The following is a 22,159-nucleotide window of genomic DNA, read 5'->3' on the forward strand; positions in this document are numbered from 1 at the left end:
AATTAACCTACATGCCGTGTTTGGCAGTAATTTTAGCCGCTTCCTCAGTTGTGAGGAATTTTAAAAAGTCTTCACAGTCTTTCTGATTTGCGGAGGTTTCCAGCTGACCGATAATAATGTTGATAGGAGAATAATCTTTCTGATCAATAAGAACATACCCGCCGATTGAGTTAGCGATTTTGCGTGCATGTGTAAGATTGATAAATGCGTAATCAACTTCTCCTGCAACAACATATGATGCGGATTGCGGAACCGTGGCAACAATGAGTAATTTTGACTCGATTTTATCGTATATTCCCGTGTTTTTGAAATATTGCAGAGCGGCCTTTCCATAGATGGCCCGATTGGTGTCAGGAATAGCTATACGGGTCACTTTAGCATTCAGCAGGTCAGTTTTATCATGAAAACTGCTTCCTTTTGGAAATGCTACAACAAGTTTGCCGTTGCCTATTTTGTGTGTGGTTTTGAAAGGCAATTTTGCTTTTTTAAGGAAATTAGCATCACCGAGAACCATATCGACTGCTCCGCTGACACTGGCCTGCGCCGTAACGCGAGACATATTGCCGTAGATGCGTTCAATCTGGTTGCCGGTTTCTTTTGTGTAGGTATCGGCTAAGTCGTCAACAAGTGAACGGTAACCTGCACCGGAAGCGAGTATCATTTTAGATTGAGCTGCCGCAGGAATGCATAGAACTAATAAAAAAATCAGAAACAGTTGATTGATACGCATTACATGTTCTCCACAAGTTCATATTGATTAGGAATTACATAGTTTATATTCCGGCGTGCGTTCTGCCTTTCCAGCCATTGCGGTGAGGCAATTCCGTTTTCCATTACAAAAATTTTGTCTGCGAGGTAGTAAGCTTCTTCCAGATCATGCGTGACATGAATTATCGGGATGTTCAGTTCTTTTTTGAGCTCTCTGAGTTCACGGCGTAATGATTCGCGCGTAGCGATATCAAGTGCTGAGAATGGTTCATCAAGTAGGAGCAACACCGGCTCACGGGCCAACGCCTGGCAAAAAGCCGCGCGCTGTCTTTCTCCGCCGGAAATACCGGAAGGTTTGCGGTCTGCAATGTGGGCAATGCCGAATTTATTAAGCAACCCTTGGACACAGTTTTTATCCACCGCTGCGAAAGCGACATTTTTGCGAACCGTCAAATGAGGAAAAAGAGTATATTCCTGAAAAACCAATCCTAAACCTCTTTTCTGAGGTGTTGCATGAAAATTTTTTGAAGTATCATTCCAGCAGACATTCCCGAGTGAAACAGTTCCTTCATCAGGAGACTCAAGGCCTGAAATAATTCTGACTAAAGTACTCTTGCCTGCTCCGGACGGCCCGACAATGGCTGTAAGAGTTCCGGCGGGACAGGAAAGAGAAACATCCAATGTAAAGTTTGCAAGTTTTTTGCGAATATCAAGATGAAGAGTCATCGACGCCTTCCGTTGATGTAGTTAATGGCAAGCAGAGCAAGAAAGCTGACCGGAATTATTGCAAGCGACATATACAGAGCGTCCTGATAGCGCATAGCTTCCACAGCCTCATAAATTGCAATGGACGCAACCTTTGTAGAACCCGGAATACTGCCGCCGACCATGAGAATTACTCCGAACTCACCAAGGCTGTGTGCAAACACAAGCATCGCCGCCGCAGTAAGTCCCGGAATACTGTTAGGCAGGACTACGCGGAAGAAAGTAGCAGTAGGAGAAAGTCCGAGAACTGCGGAGTTCTCAAGCAATCTGATATCCAGTTTGTCAAAGGCGGCGCGCATGGGTTGAACCGCGAAGGGGAGATTATAAACCAGCGAAGCCACTAAAATTCCTGAAAAACTGAAAACCATTCGTTCGCCGGTAGCATCTCTCCAAAGTCCTCCCAGCGGACCTTGGGGACCCATCAGAATGAGGAGCCCGAACCCAAGGACCGTGGGAGGCAAAACCATAGGAAGAGAGACAACAGCATCAAACAGACTTTTTCCACGAAATCGGCAAAACGCCAGTATGTATGCCGTTGGCGCTGCAACAACCGGAATGAACAGGGTTGTTGCAACGGCCAGTTTGGCAGACAGAACGAGCGGGTAAAAATCCATGTTATTCGTATCCGTATTTGCTCTTGATAGCTTTAACTTCAGGGCCAGCTAAGAATTTAACGAATTTAGCAGCAGCGTCTTTATGCTCTGAAGACTTAAGTACACAGGCAGCCTGCACAACCAGAGGAGCTTCTTTTACAACGGTAAAGAATCCTTTTTTACCTTCGTCTGTGAAAACGGAGGAATATGCACAGAAACCTGCATCAGCCGCGCCGGTTGCAGCATACTGAAATGTCTGAGAAATGGACTGAGCATATGCCAGTTCAGGTTTTACTTTTTCCCAGAGATTAACTTTTTTAAGAGCGTTCATAGCTGCAGTTCCGTAAGGAGCCGTCTCTACGTTTGCGATAGAAATCTTTTTCAGTTTCGGATTAACAACAGCTTTCTGCCAAGGAGCGGAGCCGAATTCTTTGTTAAGAGACCAGAAAACAAGTTTACCGTTTGCATATACAAAAGGTTTTTCCGCAAGACCGTCTGCAAAAAGTTTGGCTGGGCGTTTTTCATCTGCAGCAAGGAAAACATCGAACGGTGCGCCATTGGTGATCTGTGCGTAGAGTTTTCCTGTTGATGTATAAGTTGCCTGAACTTCGAGTCCTGTAGCTTTTTTGAAAGCCGGGATAATCTCCTGCATTGCCGGAGTAAAGTTTGCAGCCTGCCCGATAAGCAGGTCAGCAGCATTTGCCGCAATAGGCAGAGCCAGAAGTACTGTAAGAACTAGTGTAAGAATGCGTTTCATCGTAAAATCTCCAATTTCATTGTGATTATGTCAAATTATGACTATTAGACGATCAAACACTTATGCAGGTCTGATGAAAGAAACAATGCCGTCACGCTAATTATAAAAAACGTGATTCTACGAAGGGATATTTTATGGGAACAGGTAAATTAGCCCCGTGTAAATTCTTTGATGTGCCGGATAATATTAAACATCTGGACACAAAAATGCTTGATTCTCTTGAGTCAGCTTATCGCTTATGGCGGGATGAATCCGGGCGAGCTGACCACTTGAGATCACGTACACGAGTCTTTTGTCTGTTTCTTATATTGCGGCATACCGGTGCGAGGCTTGGCGAAATTCTTAAAATGGATGAGAGAAAAAGTATAAATTTCGGACGTGCGACAGTCACTCTCGGAACAGAGAAATTCAGCCGCGAAGTTCCTCTGCCGCAAAATGTCTGCCGTGAACTTAAAGCTTTGATTGAAGGCCCGATGGGAATGGGACTAGAATCTCAGGTTTTTCATCTTGATCCGGGCTATGTGCGGCGTATTTTTTATGACAGGGCTGAGGCGTGTAGCCTCCCCCGTGCATTAGGTGCTCCAAGTGTGCTAAGGCGGTCCCGCGCTGTTGAGCTGCTCAGAAACGGAGTGCCGCTGGGGGTTGTACGTAAAGTACTTGGCCAATCTTCGGCAGATCTGTCAGCCGTTTATCAGGAGTGGTCTGAAGGTGATGTGCAGAACATTGTCCGGCGGATGGCTCTTGAAGAATCTTCCTTAAAATCCAGTGCCCGTAATACCTTCATAGGGCATGTCGCACAGATCCGTCGCGATGGAATCCTTGCTGACGTTGAATTTGAGACTGCTGAAGGGTTGCGAATAAGTTCGGTAATTACCCTTGAGAGTCTATATAAACTTGATCTTGAAGTAGGAGTTCCCGTTTCTGCAACGATTAAAGCTCCGCTTGTTTCTGTCCGGCCTGCGGAAGGTTGTACTTCCAGCACACGAAACTGTGTTATTGCAACGGTTACAGAAATAAAAAGTACTGAAATACTTGCCGAAGTTTCCGGCGAGACAGCGTCCGGAACAAGGTTATGTGCGCTTGTCGCCTCATGGAGTATCGACGAAGAAGGGATGAATGTTGGCGATAAGATAGAATTTTGTTTTAAAGCATTGTCCATTGTCCTTCATGTAGTTTAAGATTAAGTTATAATTAATTGAACGTTGCCGCAATTTCCCAGTTGTGGTATTTTGCGTAGAAATTAAAATAAACAATGGAGTATACATTATGAGCGAAAGAACCGGAGTAATTACTTTCCAAGGGAATCCCCTCACACTTATCGGGGCTGAAGTAAAAGTCGGAGATAAAGCACCTGATTTCAGCGTGACTGATAACGGTCTGGCTCCTAAAACTCTTGCTGATTACAAAGGAAAAGTGCTTATTTTGAGTGCTGTTCCTTCTCTTGATACACCGGTATGTGACATGGAAACCCGCAGATTCAACAACGAAGCTGCAAAGCTGAGTGATGATATTGCAATTTTGACTCTAAGCATGGATCTTCCGTTTGCTCAGGCTCGCTGGTGCGGAGCTGCCGGAGTGGAAGCAGTTAAGACCCTCTCCGATCACAAAGACGCATCCTTCGGTGAAGGTTACGGATCGTTGATCAAAGAACTTCGTCTGCTTACCAGAGCAGTGTTTGTTGTCGGCAAAGACGGCGTTGTTAAGTACGTTCAGTATCTGAAAGAAATCACAGAAGAACCGGATTACGATGCAGCATTAGCCGCAGCTAAGAAACTCGTTTAGATTAAATTAGAATCGACTTTAAGAAGCCCCTTGCAGGATATCCTGCAAGGGGCTTCTTTTTTTATGAAATAGTAGAAATTTTATTTGTAAGCACTCTGTTGAATATGAGGTGTGTTAATATTGAAGTAATAATAAAGTTATAGTGTATGGGGTAAAGATATTAATACATGCTCCGATAAATCCTTTAATATTGCGGTTATTTGGTGTCTAAAAAGTGTTTTTGGGCATAATTAAACAGTTTAAAGGAGAAATTATGAAACGTTTAATGAGTGTCGTGTTGTCGATGGTTGTGGTTTTGATGATGTGCGGTGGGGCAATGGCGGAGGATTTTAATGCACAGGGGAGTACTTTAGTTCCTAGTTTATATTTTGACTTTATGGCTGCTAATAATTGGACTTCCCCATATATAATTATCAGCAATATTACAGCCGAGAAAGTTCAATGCAGAGTTACAATGTATAATCATGATGGAAGTGATGTGACTTCATTAGGTTATGTAATGACTGGAGGAACAAATTGGGTTGCTGTCTCACATGGTGTTGGCGATTTTGATCTTCCTGCTTATTCTTCACGAATTTACAGTTTGCTGCCAAGTGGTGGGACAAAAGCAATCGTTGGGTATGCAACTATTGAATGGAAGTCTGATAACGTAAAATTGAGGAAGGCTTTGGTCGGTGGAGTGATGCGTTATCGTGCTCATCCAGGAGGAGCCGCCGAATCTCAAGTGCTTATTAACCACGGTGATCCTTTCTAAGTCGATTAATATTAACGGGCAAAGCCATCCGGTGAACTGCTTTGCCCGTTTTTTTCTTCCCATCTTTCATTCTCCACCACTCACCCATTGCCAATCCCCCATCCATTAAATAAAAGACTCACTCGTTAGTTCCAAACTAAACGCAATAGCCATTACATTGTCATTTGTCATAGATAAAACTATTTATGCTCATCTAGACATAATAAAATTCATCTATGGAGTGACATATGAATCTTGAAATCCACATGGCATCAAAAGCAGATACAGATTTGCATGACGATTCAATAGGGTCATATTCTTATGAAGAGTTCTATGAAGCTGCTCGGAGGTTTCATGGATATCCTGCTCCCGGGTTGATGCTCGGTGGTTATATGATGGAAGAAGCCCGCAAGCATCTTCCAGAAGGAACACTTTTCGATGCCATCAGCGAGACTTCCTGGTGTTTGCCGGATGCTGTGCAGATGCTCTCTCTTTGCAGCATCGGTAACGGTTGGCTCAAGATCAAAAATCTCGGAGTTTACGCTCTTTCACTCTACGATAAATATACAGGCAAGGGTGTGCGCGTCCGTGTCGACCCCTCAAAACTTGAAGAATGGCCTGAAATTAAATCTTGGTTTCTTAAGGAAAAGCCCAAAAAAGAGCAGGATACTGAAAAACTGCAAGCTGAAATCCGCATGGCAGGGGCTTCCTTATGCACCATTGAGATTGTTCAGATAAAGCCGGAAGTAATGGGTCATCGCAGTAAGGGCGGCATAACTATCTGTCCGTTGTGCGGCGATGCGTATCCCGGATCATTCGGTGCTATCTGTCGTACCTGTCAGGGAGAAGGCCCATATCTTGAGCGTGAGTCCGGTCGGCAGTTTAAGATGGAAGATCTGCCTAATGGATTAAAATCTGTTCCCATCAGCGAGGCTGAAGGTAAGAAGGCCGTTCATGACATGACCCGCATTAATCCTGGCGACAGCAAGGGGCCTGAGTTTTTCAAAGATCATAATTTCAGTGCCGGAGATGTGTGCCGCTTACAACTTATCGGCAAGAATCATATTTATGTTGATGAAGGTGACATTCCTGCCGGTGAATGGGTGCATGAAAATGAAGTTGCCGAAACCTTCGGGCGCATCATGGCCGGAGAAGGTGTAGTTCAGGAAGGAATGCCGCGCGAAGGAAAAGTTAATCTGGTGGCGGAGCAGGATGGAGTTCTTGTTACCAACCTTGAAATGATGACTCAGTTCAACTTTGTACCGGATGTAATGGTCGCGGCCCGTAAAAGCGGATCTCTTGTAAAAGCCGGTACGCGCCTTGCCGGAACCAGAGCTATTCCTCTTTATCTTTCCCGTGATAATTTTTCCAGAGCTCTTTCTGTCCTGAACGGCGAACCTTTGTTCAAAATTGCTCCGCTGCGTAAAGCCAAAGTCGGTTTACTCATTACCGGAGATGAAGTTTTCAACGGATTGATTGAGGATAAGTTTGAAGCAATCATTAACGCAAAAATTCATGCACTCGGAAGTGAAGTCATTTGTACAATGATTAAACCGGACAGCCGCGAACAAATACGTAATGCAGCAATATCGCTGATGGATAAAGGTTGTGATCTGATTATTACAACTGCCGGAATGTCTGTAGATCCTGATGATGTTACCCGGCATGGATTGAGAGATGCCGGAGTGACAGATATTCATTACGGAGTGCCTGTTCTGCCCGGAACTATGCTGATGCTCGCCCGTGCAGGTGGTGTTCAGGTTATAGGTGTTCCTGCATGTGCTCTTTTCTTTAAAACAACCAGCCTTGATCTTGTCCTGCCGCGTATGCTTGCCGGGCAGACTTTAACTCGTAAAGACCTCACTGCTTTCGCTGATGGCGGATATTGTATGGAATGCAAAACTTGCACCTTCCCCAAATGTCCTTTCGGAAAATAAGGAGGATGAAATGCAGGATATTACTGCTAATCCGGACTTTAGTTACCTGAATGATCCGTCTGCCGTTGATGGGCACAGTCCTACAATACGTCTTCATCTTTGGCTTGAAGGAGATGAAGGAGTGTTTTTCGGGTACGGTCGTTTGCAACTCTTAGATCAGATTGAAAAATGTGGTTCTTTGAAAAAAGCAGCTGAGGAACTTGGAATGTCGTATAGAGCTGCATGGGGGAAAATTAAGCAGACCGAACAGGTGCTCGGATTTCAGCTCATTGAGAGGATTGGATGCAGGCGCAGCGGGTATCGTTTAACCGAAGCAGGGCGGCTTGTGCGTGATAAGTTCTTCGAATGGTTTAAACAGGTTGAATGCGATGCCAGACAACGGGCAGACGAAATTTTCCCGTGGCGTTCAAAAAGTTTCGGAGAATCTTGATATGATTATATGTGTTATTTTTAACATATTGCAATCATTGACTTTATTTAACTAATCTTCTTTAGTGTAATAATCAACACAACTATCGGGCGAAAAGCAGCCAAGGGTGCTCTCTGTCCGGTAAAAATTAGGAGGTTCTCCATGAATATTTCACGGCGCGGCTTTATGAAGCTTGCCGGGATAGGCGTGGCAAGCATCAGTTTGAGCCAGATGGGGCTCGATCTTTCTCCGGTCAAGGCTTACGCCGCCGGACTTAAGATCGAAGGATCTCAGGAGTTTATCTCCATCTGTCCATTCTGCGCAGTCAGTTGCCATTTTATCGCTCATGTAAAAGACGGTAAAATTGTCAGCACCGAAGGTGACCCTGATTATCCGGTCAGTGAAGGCGCACTCTGCGCAAAAGGCGCAGCAATGCTGTCCATGCACAACAGCCATCACAGATTGCAGAAACCTAAATATCGCGCGCCTTACAGCGATAAATGGGAAGAAAAAGAATGGGATTGGGTTATCGATCGCATTGCTAAAAACGTTAAGAAAACCCGTGACGCGGACTTCAAAACTCACAATGCTAAAGGGCAGGAAGTTAACCGCGTAGAATCCATCTTCCATCTCGGTTCCTCGCAGATGGATAACGAAGAGTGTGCATTAGTCCATCAGGGAGTGCGCGGTCTCGGCCTGGTGCATTTCGATCATCAGGCAAGGATCTGACACAGCGCAACAGTTGCGGCTCTGGCAGAGTCGTTCGGGCGCGGTGCGATGACAAACCATTGGTGCGATATTGAAAACGCAGATGCTATCATGATTATCGGTAGTAACGCTGCGGAGCACCATCCTATCTCCTTTAAATGGGTCTTACGGGCCAAAGACAAAGGTGCCACTGTTATGCATGTGGACCCTAAATTTTCCCGTACCTCCGCAAGAAGTGATTTTCATGTCCCTCTCCGTTCAGGAACGGATATCCCGTTTATGTGCGGTATGATCAATTATGTTCTTACCAACAAGCTGTACTTTAAAGAGTACGTTACCAATTACACCAATGCTGCATTCATCGTAGGGAAAGATTACAAGTTCAAAGACGGACTATTCTCCGGCTACGATGCGAAAACACGCACATACGATAAATCTAAGTGGGCGTTTGAGCTTGACGATAAAGGTGTGCCGAAGCGCGATCTTACTTTGAAAGATCCCCGCTGTGTTTTCCAGATGCTTAAAAAGCATTACTCTCGCTATACTTTGGATAATGTTTCCAAAACAACCGGTGTCAGCGAAGATAATCTCCTAAAAGTCTGGAAGACTTTTGCCGCAACAGGTAAGAAAGATAAAGCCGGAACTATTATGTATGCACTGGGGTGGACTCAGCATACTGTCGGCGTGCAGAATATTCGCAGTAGTGCGATGCTTCAGCTCCTTCTTGGTAATATCGGTGTCGCGGGTGGCGGTATCAATGCTTTGCGCGGTGAACCGAATGTTCAGGGATCTACCGACCACTGCATTCTCTGGCATATCCTGCCGGGATATCTGCCTATGCCTAAAGCAAGCCTCTCGACCTTTGAAGATTATACCAAGGCAACAACGCCTGTAAGCAATGATCCTCAAAGTGCGAACTGGTGGCAGCATAAGCCTAAATATATGGCTAGCTTGCTCAAGTCATGGCGTGGCGATAATGCTACTGCCGAGAATGGTTTCGGCTACAAGATGCTGCCTAAAGCGGATGACGGTGAAGATTATTCCTACATCTACATTTTCGACCGGATGTACAAGGATCAAATCCGTGGCGGGTTTGTTTTTGGTACCAATCCGGCTCAAAGTGTGCCGAATTCCAATAAAGCCCGCAAGGGGCTGGATAATCTTGACTGGCTGGTTGTCGGTGAACTGCATCATACTGAAACATCTGACAACTGGCATCGCCCGGGTGTCGATCCTCTGAAGAATAAGACCGAGGTCTTCCTTCTTCCTTCTGCTCAGCGCGCTGAAAAAGCCGGTTCCATCAGTAACAGCGGTCGCTGGCTGCTGTGGCACTATAAAGCATGCGAACCTATGGGACAGAGTAAGAGTATGGGGCAAATGTACGTGGAAATTATTAACCGCGTTCGTGACTTATACAGTTCCAAGGATGGTGCATACCCTGATCCTATCCTGACTCTTGATTGGCCTTCTTACTATGATGCCGAAGATGTGGCTCAGAGAATTAACGGCAGATTTACCAAAGACGTTGAATTCAAAGGAACGAAATATAAGAAAGGACAGCAGGTTCCTTCATTCGTTGCTCTTGGTGATGACGGTTCCACTTCCAGCATGAACTGGCTCTATGCCGGCAGCTACACTGAAGAAGGTGGAAACAAGGCAAAACGGCGCAGTCTGGAACAGACTCCTATGCAGGCTAAGATCGGTTTATTCCCGAACTTCGCATGGTGTTGGCCTGTTAACCGCCGTATCCTTTATAACCGTGCATCTGTTGATGCAAACGGTAAGCCTTGGGCTCCTCAGAAAGCTGTTATTGAATGGAACGGAACGAAGTGGGAAGGTGATGTTCCTGACGGTGGCTGGCCGCCGAATGCAACTGGTAAGGGGCGTTATCCATTTATCATGCGTACGGAAGGACACGGACAATTATACGGAACAGGTCTTAAAGACGGCCCTATGCCTGATCATTATGAACCGGCAGAAACTCCGCTTAAGAGTCATCCATTCTCTAAACAGCTTAGCAGTCCATGTTATAAGAGTGTTAAGAGTGATATGGATAAGCTTGCAGAACCCGGGGATAAACGATTCCCTATAGTTCTGACTACTTATAGTATGACAGAGCATTGGTGTGGTGGCGGTGAAACCCGTAATATTCCTCCGCTTCTGGAAGCTGAACCTCAGCTTTATGTGGAAATGAGTCCTGAACTTGCCAAAGAAAAGGGTATTGCCAACGGTGATGCTGTTATCGTGGAAAGTATTCGCGGCAAAGTTGAAGCGATTGCGATGGTAACTGTTCGTATGACTCCGTTTAAAATCAAAGGCAGAATTATCCACGAAGTGGGTATGCCGTTCTGTTTTGGATGGACAACAAAAGGAGTAGGTGACGCAACTAACCGTCTGACTCCGGCTGTAGGTGATCCGAACACTACTATTCCTGAGTATAAGGCCTCTCTTGTGAATGTTCGCAAAGCGAAAAAAGTCACAGAGCTTGTGTAATTCGCAACTAAGCCGGGTCAGCAGACCCGTCCGATATGGAGTAAAAAATGCCTAAAGCATTCTTTGTCGATACATCGAGATGTACGGCTTGTCGCGGTTGCCAGATAGCCTGTAAGGAATGGCACGATCTACCTGCGACAGAAACAAAACAACGCGGTTCGCATCAGAATCCACCTGAGCTGAACGCTTCTACTTATAAACTGGTTCGTTTTAGCGAGCATCGTATCGATGGCAAAGTCGAGTGGTTTTTCTTCCCCGAACAATGCCGTCATTGCCTTGATGCTCCTTGTAAAGAAATTGCCGATGGTTATGTGGAAGGTGCGGTAGTTCAGGATAAGAAAACAGGTGCAATTATATACACTGATCTTAGCAAGCAATTGAGTGAAGCACAGTGCGACGAAATCACCGAAGCTTGTCCTTACAATGTCCCGCGCCGTAATTCCGGCACTGGAATGATGATGAAGTGTGATATGTGTATTGATCGTCAACAGGCAGGTCTTATACCTATGTGTGTAAAGACTTGTCCTACCGGAACAATGAACTTCGGTGATCGTGAAGAGATGCTCGCATTGGCGGAGAAAACTCTTGTGAAAGTAAAAAAAGACTACCCGAGAGCCTCAATTGTTGATGCGGACGATGTTAACGTGATCTATCTGGTCATGGATAAGCCGGAACTCTACTATGAGTTTGTGACGGCTGATAATTCAGACACAGGAGTCGGTAAGGGCATGACCCGCAAGAATTTTCTTGCAGGTCTGACAAAACCGGCAAAGCGTATCTTCGGATAGTTGTCTTTATAACCCGAGACCCGGATTTATCCGGGTCTCGTTTTAAAGCAGGACCAGATTCCCATGAAAAAAAATCAATCCACTCCATCCAATAAGCATGATGTTCGAACAGGGCTCCTTGCTTTACGTGAACAGACTCCCGCTTTGAAAAATATTTTTGATGCCTTCGGTCCGATTGCGATGGCACAGGAAGATGGATGTAAGTTAATAGAAAAATGGAATAATTTCACCATCCCGGAAGCAGATGCTTTGCGCTTTGAGCAGGGGGTACCCCTTTTTTCAGATATGGATATGCCTAACTTTGAAGATTACTATGCAGACGTTTTTTGGGCGACCAGCGTTGCTGTGGCGGAAGGAATGCCTGCGCTTGCTGAAAGAGTAAGTATGATCAGAGCTGACTTGCAAGGCCGTGCCGATATGAATGAGCTTGCAAAAGCTGTGTGGGAAGAAGATAACGAAATAATTGAAAGTGTCGCGAAAAAATCAAATCTTGATGGCTCAGTTTTGTTGATGCTGGCATCGCTTGCAATAAAACCTTTCATGACCCGCCTGAAGGATGAAGCCATAGCCAAGATTGAAAAAATGCAGTGGAGCAAGGGGTATTGCCCTATATGCGGATCTTTTCCAGATATTGCACTTCTTAAGAAGCAGCTGACGGAGAATGCCGAGTATATGGCCGGACATGGCGGTCAACGCTGGATGCATTGTTCCTGCTGTGATCACCAGTGGCGCATTAAACGAAATATTTGCCCATGGTGTGAAAGTGAGGATTATTCGAAACTAAGGTACCTACAATCCGATGAGCGCAAAACAGAGCGTGTTGATATTTGTGATAATTGCAAACATTATTTTGTAACTATTGATACTCGCGAGCTTTCCGAAATGCCGGATGCCCGGATAGCACCGCTTGGGCTGGTTTATTTGGATATTAAAGCACAGGAAGAAAATTTCACACCTATGGCTCAAACGCCTTGGAATGTACTTTGACCAATTCTTTCTAATAAGTAATGGTTTATATAACAGTCTGAACAATAGCAGTGTTGTAGAAAAGTACAGATCACAATGCAGCAAGGCTTGACCGTGACTAATTCCCAGTATATTCAGTTTTTCAAATGAGTGCCAACGTAGCTCAGTTGGTAGAGCAACTGATTCGTAATCAGTAGGTCGTCAGTTCAACTCTGATCGTTGGCTCCATAAGCAAATCAAGGGTTTACATGTAAAGTGTAAGCCCTTTTGTTTTATCTAAAATATAGTTTATCCCCATTTTTGTCCCCATTATTGTCCTTTGTTACTCGTTTGTGCTTCTTCATATACTCCCGAAATAGATGTTTTATCTGTAACTACAAAGAACAGATAATAACTGTCGCAGAAATCATGTCTTAATTCCTTTATTCATTTTTAAAGACGTAAAAATAATTTGTTAAAATAATGCAAGCTTTGTTTTAATTGAACTTATTGTTTTAAACTTAAAAGTATGTTTAAGGTGTTCCCACTAATGCATGGCAGGGGCATTTGGGTAAATCAAAAGTCTTAGATGTACTAAAAAGAATATTGCAATTGTTCACATCTTAAAGATTTTTGTTTCGCCTCAATTGTTAAAAACATCCCTTAATAACAGAGAAGTCACGTTAAGGGATTTAGCGAAAGGAAATAGTATGGTAAAAGTTCAAACCTCTCTTATTGATTTAGCAGAAAAATTACCTCCCATTATCAGCCGTAGTCATGTTGAAAGGTTTCTTGGTGGGATTATATCCTCTAAGAGTCTTGCCAATCTGGACAGCCTTGGTGAAGGGCCTCCCCGAGTGAAAGTAAGTGGTAGAGTTGCCTATCGAACCGAAGAACTACTTTCATGGTTGAGTGCAAGAAGTTTTGCCATTGAAAAGGGGGAAGGCCATGTCTCAAGGTAAGCTTAAATTGGTCGGTGCAAATGGCGGTGCTAACGCCTCGTCAACCGTTAATGCTGCTGCAATTGCCGCGGCGAATCGCGGCGCGGTTGACGGAGCAAATAGAGTCTCTCTGAAATCTGTTTTTACTAGCCTCACCAAAAATATGAATGCGGTCCTTTCTTTTCTGATCAGGGAATACGGTATTGGGTCATGCTTCAAAGTAAGGTGTATTGATATTCATTACGCAACAGGTGTTAGTGTTGATACTGTGCAGAGAATATTAACAAAATTTGCGTATGAAGGGTTCCTGACGAAAAGGAAAATTCGGGACGGACGTTTTCAAGGGCTTGAGATTAACTTGAAGCCAATTTGCAACCATTATCAGAATTATATTTTGAATGAGGCGTCAGTTGCACTCGCAACCGTTACGGGTTTCCAGTCTAGTATAGTAAGTAGTTTTAATAAATCTACTTACTCTGAAGAGGCTTTGAAAATTCTCGCAGTGACTGATGAAGAAATTAAAAGCAAATATCCTTCTGTTGCAGGAATTGGATTTGGAACTGACCAACTGCGACAAATTGTCGATAAAAGAGACAAGTACGGCGAGCATCTTAACATGCTGCTGATGTCTTTAGAGTATGTTAATTATGAAATTGAAAATGGGGGATTCAAAGATAGTAAGGGTAAGCCTGTTGAAAAGACCCTTGGTTATATCTTTCAAGTCCTTTTACGCGCGGGGAGGCTAAGTAAGCCTGAAGGGTTCAAAACAGCTGAAGAGCAAGCTGCTGATGAAGTTGAAGAGCAATTGAGAGCCGTTAAAGAGGCAAAGAAGCGGAAAATTGATGCCTTATATGAAATCTGGCTGCATGATCTTTCAGACGAGGAGAGAGAAGCAATACTTCAAAAAACCAACACGCCTTCCACAAGATACTTACGGCACTATTGGGATACGAACATTTATGGGCAGAAAGGAGGTGGTAATGACTGAGCGTAAAAGTATTACCATTTTCGTAGATCTGCCGGAACATCTACGCGACAAAGAGATGATCGCGGAGTCCAGCGGGGCAATGTATTATCTTTTTGAAAAAATACCTAATCTTCCGAAGGTTCCAGATTATCTGGATAAGGATTTGAAGACCACGCGCATCAAACTAAGTCCAGCAGCGCAAAGATATTATGCACTCCTGCGGCTAGATTTTGAAAGCGATCGGCATTTATTCATAACCGCGTATACCCTCCTTTCAAGTAAGCATAAATATTGGTGGAGAATCGAACTCGATAAATACTATCGTTGGAAGAAATGTTATTCGGAGGAAGAAATGCTCTAGCTGGTAGTCAAAAAGGAGTGCTGATTCTTTCAGTGCTCCTTTTTTGTGATTATGCCTATTTTCTATAATTAAAAGGCCCCTACGGGTATAGAAGATGTCCCCACGCCCTAAAACAGGCCCCCTACACCGAAAATTAAGGCCCCTACAGCATAAAATGATGTCCCTACAGCGATATGAGCTGTCCCTACGTTTTGAGCACTTATGAATATCTATCGGTTTAAGTTAATTATATTAGAGTGTTATTGTTTGAGTGGTCTGGGTAAATGTTGAGAACTGTGGTTTTTCAAAAATTAAGTGGTTTTTTATATATAAAAATAGGGGAAAAAGTAGGAGGCAGGATACGCATTTTGTCAGACAAAATGCCTCAGCTTCGCTTTCGCCTGTCTCGATTGCATCGAGATGGACTCAACCCCGAGGGTTTCGTCTAAGCTTTCCCTAAAGGGCCCCTGCTAAGAAAAAGGAGTAAGAAATGAAGGATGAGAGAATCATATTCAGATTAGATTCAAAGCTGTCTGAACAGCTTAAGAAAAGAGCCAAAAAAGAGAAGACCACTATATCTCAACTTGTGAGAGATATGGTTCGATACAATTTACAAGGGATAAGTCCCGTTGCACAGAAGGCTCTCACAGAAAGACATACTCAAATTATGCAGTGGATGCAGGAGAGTAGTCGAATAGGTGGTAACTTGAATCAAATTAGCTACGTTCTAAACGAGTCAGGCAAGCTTGATAGAGATGGTCTTGCAAAAAGTCATGAAGAGCTTCGAAAGCTGTTTTGTGAGACGATTAAGCGTATGCAGGGTGTTGGGTTGGAGATTCGGGGTGCCTTACTTTAAGCTTTGCATGAGAAGTTTTTTTTGTTTCTTGAGTTCGCAAATCTTGTTTAGGCAGACTCCATGGTGAGTGTAGATTTTTTGTCGAATTGCAGATTGGATTTTATCCTTTAGTCCAACTGGACTGAGTATTGTGATTCCAAGTCCAGTTATTAGTAATGCGATTAATTCGACATATATTTTATATTCAGCAAGTTGCGGCTCAAGAGTGTTCCAATTTATGCTTTGGAAGTATATATGGACTCCATAGCATAGTGTTAAAAATGCAGATACAATAATAAATACAAGTCCATAGCAACATATGGTGCACTGCTTGTCAGCTTTCGACTTATGATTTTCAAGGTTAGCCAGATCTTTATCCCTTGCAGTTATTTTTTTGTTAGTTAGTTCGTTTTGAAGGGCTGTTGTTAATTCTTCAATTTTTTCTCTATCCTGTCTTTGCTCTTGGAGTAGGCGTTTTTTCTCTTCGTATTGCTTTTCTTGTCGTATCCTTTCAGCTTCTTTTTCTGTTCTATAGTATTCAAGCGAATCTCTTTGTAGTAACTCTAGGTTTAAGTCAATTGATTGTGCATTTACTTCTTCTGGATTGACGGTCTGTTCAACTAAATCAAAGATGATTTCCTGAACTAATCCTTTAGTTAGTTCTCCCTTTTCATGTTTTTCTAGAAGCATATCATATTGTGTTCCAAGATTTCTGTTAAAAATAGTAGAAAAAACTACCCGTGCTTTGGCCAACACGTGAGACGATGTAGGGAAAATATTTTTTTCAAATCCTTTATTTAGTTTAAACCAGAATTTATTGGTCACCCAATCAAGATAATTGGCTAGTGGTACGGATTCAGAACCTTTTACTAACTCGTGCCAAGCTGTTTTTAAAGTTAATTCTGTTCCAGTCAAAAAATGATATTTAACGTTGTAGAAATTTTTAGAATGGGACTCTCCCCGGAGGCAGTGAATTTTATTAAGGATAGTCAAAGAGCTGTTTATTTTTTCTTTAAATTTATTTTTTCTAGAATCGTCTTCATTAGGATTTTCTATAGAGGGTTCTTTCCAAAAGTCTTCAACTATTGTGTTTGTTATTTCTTCTGAAAGAATATTATGGGAGTATTTGGATTTATCAAAAATAAAGCTGTCATCAATACAGATACCGATCGTATTTAAATAGTGATAAAATTTAGTGCGTTTTTCAATAACGTCGCTTGTATTTTGGCATCCATTTACTATTGCTTTCATCGCAGAATTGTCGGGGCGCAGGGGCATTTTATTTCTAACAACAAGCATAGCATATGAAAAGAATGAGTCCACTTCGTCTTTCGTTTCAGGGAAAAATCGCAGTTTGATAAATTTTCCTTTCCCCATACTGTTTATCTCTTTCACAAAACTGTAGAAATCCTCGAAGTAAGATTTGAAAAGCTCACCGTTTAACCCGTAACAATGAAAGAGGATTTCTTGATCAAGAAATAAGGTTAGACTGCTTTTCCAGCGCTTAGCTTCTAACGGTTTGTCATTGTAAGTGAGTCCTGAGTATAAAATTACACCTTCACGTATTTCATTTAGCTCATTCAAGAATTGTTGGTCATTTTCATTGCTTAGTATGAATGAGCTAATGTATTCGGAGTATTTTTCGCCATTTTTCTCATTAAGCAGGAAAGCACAAAATGAGCTGATTGCATCCTTTTCCTGCAAAGTGGAAAGTGGTTGCTTTGTTTTGTTGTTTATATAGGTGATAAGGCGATCAAAAATCGCTTCATTTGTCGCTTGTCTCTCAGTGTATCTTGTATTAATTTCTGAAGCCTTTCCATTTGGATTATGTTCAATTGTAAATTCGTCCTTTCCTTGTTTTGAGCAGTAGTCATTCTTTTTAGAAAGGGAAATTAGCGCTGATTTCACCACAGCTTCAGGAACACGGATTCCAAAATTCTTGGCTAACTCGGCAGTAATTGTAGTGGAGGAAATTGAATATAATTTTTGTGAAAAAATTATTTCAACTATAAATTCTTGGAGTATGTCATATAAGTTTTTTTGTTCTTCAAATAATTCTCGAAACACAGCTAATGCCGCTAGGCGAAGATGGTCATCCATGTGGGAAACTCTCCTTAAAACCAAGGCTGATATAAAAACTAATAGCTTTGCATATATATTTGCGGGTACGAAATCAAGACTATCTGTTAATTAAGTTAATATATTAATATGTTCCAATTTAATCATTAAAAAGAAAATAGTCGGTTGTTTGTCTAAAGGGTGAGAATAAGATACTGCCGCAAAAATGTCGTCTTGGTGACCTTAAAGATGTTTATGCCTTTTTAAAAATGATGGAGGAGCTTGCGTACGTGGGAAAGTTGAAAATTTGATTTTTGACATAGCATTTTTTCTTTTAAAATTAAGACAATTTTTAGGCATAATTTTAACAACAACTGAATATCTTTAGCTCAAAATTTCTATAGCTTCACGCAGTAAATTGTTTTTCTTTTCTCGGTCTAAGTCGTTAAGAGCTATTTCAATTTCAGAGCGAGAATATCTATGATTCGCAACAGGAGAGATGGCTTCCGACAAATCGTTAATTGCTGAGTTTTTGATGTTATCTGGGAAAGATTCAGCTAGAGATTTAATTTGTTCCTTTGTCTTTTCAAAGAAAGCTTGATTCTCTGTGGCAATAACGAAAGCGCACATTCCAAGAATCCCTCTACTAGCAATTCCCAATCCTGTTTCATATTTGCCAGCCTTCTTTGTCCATTCAAAAAGTATCTCTTGCAGTTGTTCCGATAGTTCTGAATTGGCTTTTTGCCATGCATATTGGCAACAAGAAAAAATATTACTGGTAATACTGTTGGTTTCAAGGTGTGAAAATATTTCCTTGCTTCCTTCTGTGCAAATGAAAGCCCTAGATAGGCCAACAATATTTCCATTAAGTTCAAGAACTAGTTCTTCTGGGCAGTGAGGTGATTTTGTTAGGTTGATAAGCCCTTTAATTATTGAAGTTGTCCACATTGTTAATTCTGTACAAATTGGCAACTGGGAGCTGGCTGCTTGATTAAATGTTTTAATGTGATTGTCTTGGATTGACTTTAACCATTCAAGAATGTTCCAAAAATGATACTCGCTGCTATCAATAAACTCACTTTCTTGTCGTGATAGTTCTGCTGTTAACTCAAGAAATAGATACATGAAGCCTTGAGTGTTCATAGGTGAATACAAGGCGCTTAAATAACTGCCGTGGTTGTTTAAAAGTGGATAGTCAGGAATATTTTTTAAAACGGCACTGGTGAGCAAAAAAGAACTATAAGATATCTGTGCAAATAAGTATGATGTATCTTCTTTGATGTTATAAAGTGCATTTAGGGTAAGTTTTGAAAGTTGTTCGCTAGCGATTTGAACTACAGGCAATGAGTCTGGTGATCTCATTCTAGTTAGAGATATTTTGCATATTATTTCTGCAAATTTTACTAAATCATTAGGTTGAGATTGTAATGAATATTCTCTTGAAAGATCTCCAATGTCTCTAAGTCCGTTCATTACAACATCATCCATGCCAAGTGGCACTACGTTCATTATAGATCTTTCTAAGTATCCACAGGCGAGATTGGCATGTGTTTTCAAGTCGCGGTTTGAGGGATACTTGATTGACAAGTATATGTGAGAAACGGATTTTAAAGTCAACAAGGTTTGTTCTATATGTCTTTCATCTTTGTTAAATATTCCTGTTGCGATGTGCTTCCTCAACAGCTCTAAAGTATGTCGAATAAAAGTATCTTGGCTGTTGTCGTTGTGAAAAAGAAGATTACTTGAAAAAAAAGTTGAAGCTTTGGTTTCAACATATTCAATGTTAATAAAAGCAATGCATTCTAATGCCATATTAGAAACTTCGTAATCGCCTCTTGCGCTGTATTTATTGGCAAAGGCTATGGCGTGGTTGCATGCTGTAACAGCTTCTCTTGTCCAGAAGCTATGTATATCGAAATACGCTCTTAGAGGAATATCTACAGATGAATTGTTTTCAGTCAAAGAAAATAAGGGCCTCGCTCTCTCACTTCTTTTTTTCCAAGTTTGAAATCCTTTTTGAGTATTATTAAGAATAATTTCTAATTGCTTAGATGGGTTTATTAAATAAAGTGCTCGTTTGTATCCACACAGAAAAAAGACAAATATTGCGGTTGTTCCTATGGCTGAATTTGCTACTGCAAAAGTTGCCCATGGCGAGGCTGGGATCATCGATAGTGAAGCGATCGAGATAGCGAGTCCAAGAGATCCAGTTAAATAGAATAGTAGCTTTCTGTCCGAGCTGAACTTATGGAAAAGCCCGTGCGGAAGCCGCTCAATGTTAACTTGCATAGCAAACATCATAAACGAGAAGGCTATTGCAGAAGATCCCAGCAAGGCGCATCCTAGAGATAGAAATAAATCGGTTAGGGAGTTAAAACTATTTGAGAAAAACTCGTTACAGAACAGTCCGAAGTGCGGAAGTAAAGCAAAAGTGGATATATAAGTAATAACAAGGACTGTTAAGAATGTTTTTGAAGCGTATTTATTTGTAGCGATGCTAACATGGTATTGAAGCCAATGCCATTTGTTCCAAGCTTTAGCTTTCCATATTTCCGGTGATTTTTTTGTTTTTTGTTTTTCGTCTGTCATAACTAAGTGGTTATAGTTTTTATGTAACCGCTATAGTTATAACAAGATTGGATGGCTAGCAATGCCTTAGACTTATTTCAGAGTTTATATTGGAGGTTTTTTTATAGTGCTGTTAAAATGCTGACCCAATAAGTTCTTTCTCCCAGACCCCCATAACCTCCAATTTTTCAGCTAAATGCAAAGACCTGTCATAATGCTTTTCCCCGACTTCCTGTTTTCCATGATTGAAATGAATGTTGAGCAGGTAGCTAGGAACTTGCTTGTCAGCTAGCATGGTTCGGACTGTTCTGCGCAGGTCGCGCGGGGTCCAGTGCTCCATTTCTACCCGTTTGCAAAACCGTGTAATTGCTCTGCCAAGGCTTGGAAGTTCGCGCGGATCGCTTAGGCGTGTCGCATTGGGGAATAGATGAAGATATTTTGACTTGTTGGCTGAAACTATTTCTTTTGCCATATCTGTGAGCGGAACAACATGCTCACGTCCATTTTTCACCCTCTCAGCGGGGATAGTCCATAACCCTGCGTCAAGGTCGAACTCTGTGCGTTGTGCATGTAGAACCTCCATTACTCGTTGCCCACCTGTTGCTAATATCAATTGTATTGCTGGCTGGTTTGCTTCATGCCAGACAATTTTTAATTCTTCAGGTGTTAGGACTCTGTTAACGATTTTTTCAGATTTTGAATCTTTAGGGATAGCCGCAACAGGATTTGCGACAAGATCAAATGTGACATCCTGAGCCGAACGTGTGTAGTCGTGTTCTCGCATTATTCCAAAGTTGAATGCGCTATGAAGATATACACGAAGGTGGGAGGCCATAGAAGGGCCACGCCTGTATGTTTCCTTAAGTAAGGATTGGAGCTGTTTAGATGTTATGTCTTTTGCTTTAATATTTCTGCCAAGTGTTTCAACTGCGGCATATTTGCCCGTGAGTAAGGCCCGTTCGACTTCTTTCCAAGATTTCTTACCATGGCTTTTAAGGTCTTCGATATAAGTTCTAAAAAGTCTATCAACCGAGCCTTTTTGTGATTCTTCAAGCTCTATCTGTTTAACAGCTTCTCGCTCATGCTGAAGGCGATAGCTTTGATCACCTGCCCGAGCCTTGGCTTTTAGTTCTGCGGCTTTAGCTATAGCCATTTTCTCGCTGATTCCACTGGAAGCCCATCCATATGCTTCTTCAATTCGCTTACCATTTACCTGAAAGCGGATAGTGTAATATTTATCGGCTATTACTCCGTGTTTGCGGGTTTCATGCTTTCTGTAGCGCACTCCGCAATTTTTACCGAGCTCATCTTTTACGTTTATCCATTTCGTCATTTTGGCTTCCTTTGAATGTGCATCTGTCCCCATTTTTGTCCCCACTTTGAGTGGGAAGGGTGGGGATAGAGTTGGTCGATGTAGGAAGTGTATATCTCATTTATTGCTTTTAAACAAACGAATTTATGGAGCTGGTAGGAAACTGAGGGAATGGTGTTGGTAATGATTCGTAATCAGTAGGTCGTCAGTTCAACTCTGATCGTTGGCTCCAGTAAAGATTAAGCCTCACAGTGTGTTATCACGTTGTGAGGCTTTTTTGTTTGGGGTGAAAAGTGGAGGTGTACGCAAATCTCAAGCTTATAAACCAGAATCGAATTGAAAGAATATCTTAGATCAGAAGCTAGTTTAACGGCAGACTTCTTAAATTCTTCTGAATACTTTTGATTACTCATGAGCGTTTCGCCTGCATGAGCTGACCTTAACCTCTCGGGCTGTGTCCGTCATCTATAGAGCAGTTCAGAGGCCTAATTATTGGTCCTGTGTACTTCATTTCAAATCT

The 22,159-nt window shown here is 42.2% G+C and carries 19 protein-coding genes and 1 tRNA gene; 13 read left to right on the forward strand and 7 right to left on the reverse strand.

Annotation, left to right across the window (positions count from 1 at the left end; all coding sequences use genetic code 11):
* Positions 1-7: 7 nt before the first annotated feature.
* Genes modA (B9N78_RS13305) through modA (B9N78_RS13320) form a run of 4 tightly spaced genes read right to left on the reverse strand, consistent with a single transcriptional unit; the run spans position 8 to position 2,823 of the window.
* A complete protein-coding gene (modA, locus tag B9N78_RS13305) occupies positions 8-730 on the reverse strand; it encodes a molybdate ABC transporter substrate-binding protein (protein ID WP_085103077.1) in 723 nt (240 codons plus the stop codon).
* Positions 730-1,434, reverse strand: coding sequence for an ATP-binding cassette domain-containing protein (locus B9N78_RS13310; protein ID WP_085103079.1), 705 nt, complete (start codon positions 1,432-1,434; stop codon positions 730-732). The genes modA (B9N78_RS13305) and B9N78_RS13310 overlap by 1 nt, the downstream gene beginning before the upstream one ends.
* Positions 1,431-2,087 carry a molybdate ABC transporter permease subunit gene (gene modB / locus B9N78_RS13315; RefSeq protein WP_085103081.1) on the reverse strand — a complete coding sequence of 219 codons (657 nt, stop codon included), beginning with the start codon at positions 2,085-2,087 and terminating at the stop codon, positions 1,431-1,433. Before modB ends, B9N78_RS13310 begins: the two co-directional genes overlap by 4 nt.
* A gap of 1 nt (position 2,088) precedes the next feature.
* The gene (modA, locus tag B9N78_RS13320; protein ID WP_085103083.1) at positions 2,089-2,823 is read right to left on the reverse strand and encodes a molybdate ABC transporter substrate-binding protein; all 735 of its coding nucleotides are present in this window, start codon (positions 2,821-2,823) and stop codon (positions 2,089-2,091) included.
* A gap of 134 nt (positions 2,824-2,957) precedes the next feature.
* Between modA (B9N78_RS13320) and B9N78_RS13325 the strand changes: the two genes are divergently transcribed.
* From B9N78_RS13325 to B9N78_RS13390, 13 genes are all read left to right on the forward strand, one after another.
* On the forward strand, positions 2,958-4,001 hold the full coding sequence (locus B9N78_RS13325; RefSeq protein WP_085103085.1) for a TOBE domain-containing protein: 1,044 nt from the start codon (positions 2,958-2,960) through the stop codon (positions 3,999-4,001).
* An 88-nt stretch (positions 4,002-4,089) separates the two neighbouring features.
* Positions 4,090-4,605: a thiol peroxidase gene (gene tpx / locus B9N78_RS13330; protein ID WP_085103087.1), complete on the forward strand. Its 516-nt coding sequence runs from the start codon at positions 4,090-4,092 to the stop codon at positions 4,603-4,605.
* 253 nt (positions 4,606-4,858) lie between these two features.
* Positions 4,859-5,359, forward strand: coding sequence for a hypothetical protein (locus tag B9N78_RS13335; protein WP_085103089.1), 501 nt, complete (start codon positions 4,859-4,861; stop codon positions 5,357-5,359).
* 227 nt (positions 5,360-5,586) lie between these two features.
* Positions 5,587-7,275, forward strand: coding sequence for an FmdE family protein (locus B9N78_RS13340; RefSeq protein WP_085103091.1), 1,689 nt, complete (start codon positions 5,587-5,589; stop codon positions 7,273-7,275).
* 10 nt (positions 7,276-7,285) lie between these two features.
* The gene (locus B9N78_RS13345; RefSeq protein ID WP_085103093.1) at positions 7,286-7,705 is read left to right on the forward strand and encodes a winged helix-turn-helix domain-containing protein; all 420 of its coding nucleotides are present in this window, start codon (positions 7,286-7,288) and stop codon (positions 7,703-7,705) included.
* Positions 7,706-7,846: 141 nt separating this feature from the next.
* Positions 7,847-10,885 carry a formate dehydrogenase-N subunit alpha gene (gene fdnG, locus B9N78_RS13355; protein WP_137982544.1) on the forward strand — a complete coding sequence of 1,013 codons (3,039 nt, stop codon included), beginning with the start codon at positions 7,847-7,849 and terminating at the stop codon, positions 10,883-10,885.
* A gap of 47 nt (positions 10,886-10,932) precedes the next feature.
* Positions 10,933-11,673, forward strand: coding sequence for a 4Fe-4S dicluster domain-containing protein (locus B9N78_RS13360; RefSeq protein ID WP_085103099.1), 741 nt, complete (start codon positions 10,933-10,935; stop codon positions 11,671-11,673).
* A 63-nt stretch (positions 11,674-11,736) separates the two neighbouring features.
* The gene (locus tag B9N78_RS13365) at positions 11,737-12,660 is read left to right on the forward strand and encodes a formate dehydrogenase accessory protein FdhE (RefSeq protein WP_085103101.1); all 924 of its coding nucleotides are present in this window, start codon (positions 11,737-11,739) and stop codon (positions 12,658-12,660) included.
* 131 nt (positions 12,661-12,791) lie between these two features.
* Positions 12,792-12,867 (forward strand) — tRNA-Thr (locus B9N78_RS13370).
* Between the two features lie 461 nt (positions 12,868-13,328).
* Positions 13,329-13,580 (forward strand): hypothetical protein, encoded by a 252-nt coding sequence (locus tag B9N78_RS13375; protein ID WP_085103103.1) that lies wholly within the window; start codon positions 13,329-13,331, stop codon positions 13,578-13,580.
* Positions 13,567-14,547, forward strand: coding sequence for a hypothetical protein (locus B9N78_RS13380; protein WP_085103105.1), 981 nt, complete (start codon positions 13,567-13,569; stop codon positions 14,545-14,547). The genes B9N78_RS13375 and B9N78_RS13380 overlap by 14 nt, the downstream gene beginning before the upstream one ends.
* Complete coding sequence (locus B9N78_RS13385) at positions 14,540-14,887, forward strand: hypothetical protein (protein ID WP_085103107.1); 348 nt, start codon at positions 14,540-14,542, stop codon at positions 14,885-14,887. Before B9N78_RS13380 ends, B9N78_RS13385 begins: the two co-directional genes overlap by 8 nt.
* 469 nt (positions 14,888-15,356) lie before the next feature.
* Entirely contained in the window at positions 15,357-15,722 is a 366-nt protein-coding gene (locus tag B9N78_RS13390) for a ribbon-helix-helix protein, CopG family (RefSeq protein WP_085103109.1), read from the forward strand.
* Here the strand turns inward: B9N78_RS13390 and B9N78_RS13395 are convergent.
* From B9N78_RS13395 to B9N78_RS13405, 3 genes are all read right to left on the reverse strand, one after another.
* Positions 15,714-17,801 (reverse strand): hypothetical protein, encoded by a 2,088-nt coding sequence (locus tag B9N78_RS13395; protein WP_085103111.1) that lies wholly within the window; start codon positions 17,799-17,801, stop codon positions 15,714-15,716. The genes B9N78_RS13390 and B9N78_RS13395 overlap by 9 nt on opposite strands.
* A 342-nt stretch (positions 17,802-18,143) precedes the next feature.
* Positions 18,144-20,348 carry a hypothetical protein gene (locus B9N78_RS13400; protein WP_085103113.1) on the reverse strand — a complete coding sequence of 735 codons (2,205 nt, stop codon included), beginning with the start codon at positions 20,346-20,348 and terminating at the stop codon, positions 18,144-18,146.
* 112 nt (positions 20,349-20,460) lie between these two features.
* Positions 20,461-21,660 (reverse strand): tyrosine-type recombinase/integrase, encoded by a 1,200-nt coding sequence (locus B9N78_RS13405; protein WP_170921426.1) that lies wholly within the window; start codon positions 21,658-21,660, stop codon positions 20,461-20,463.
* Between the last annotated feature and the right edge of the window lie 499 nt (positions 21,661-22,159).

This window comes from Desulfovibrio gilichinskyi, from assembly GCF_900177375.1.
Classification (GTDB): Bacteria; Desulfobacterota; Desulfovibrionia; order Desulfovibrionales; family Desulfovibrionaceae; genus Maridesulfovibrio; species Maridesulfovibrio gilichinskyi.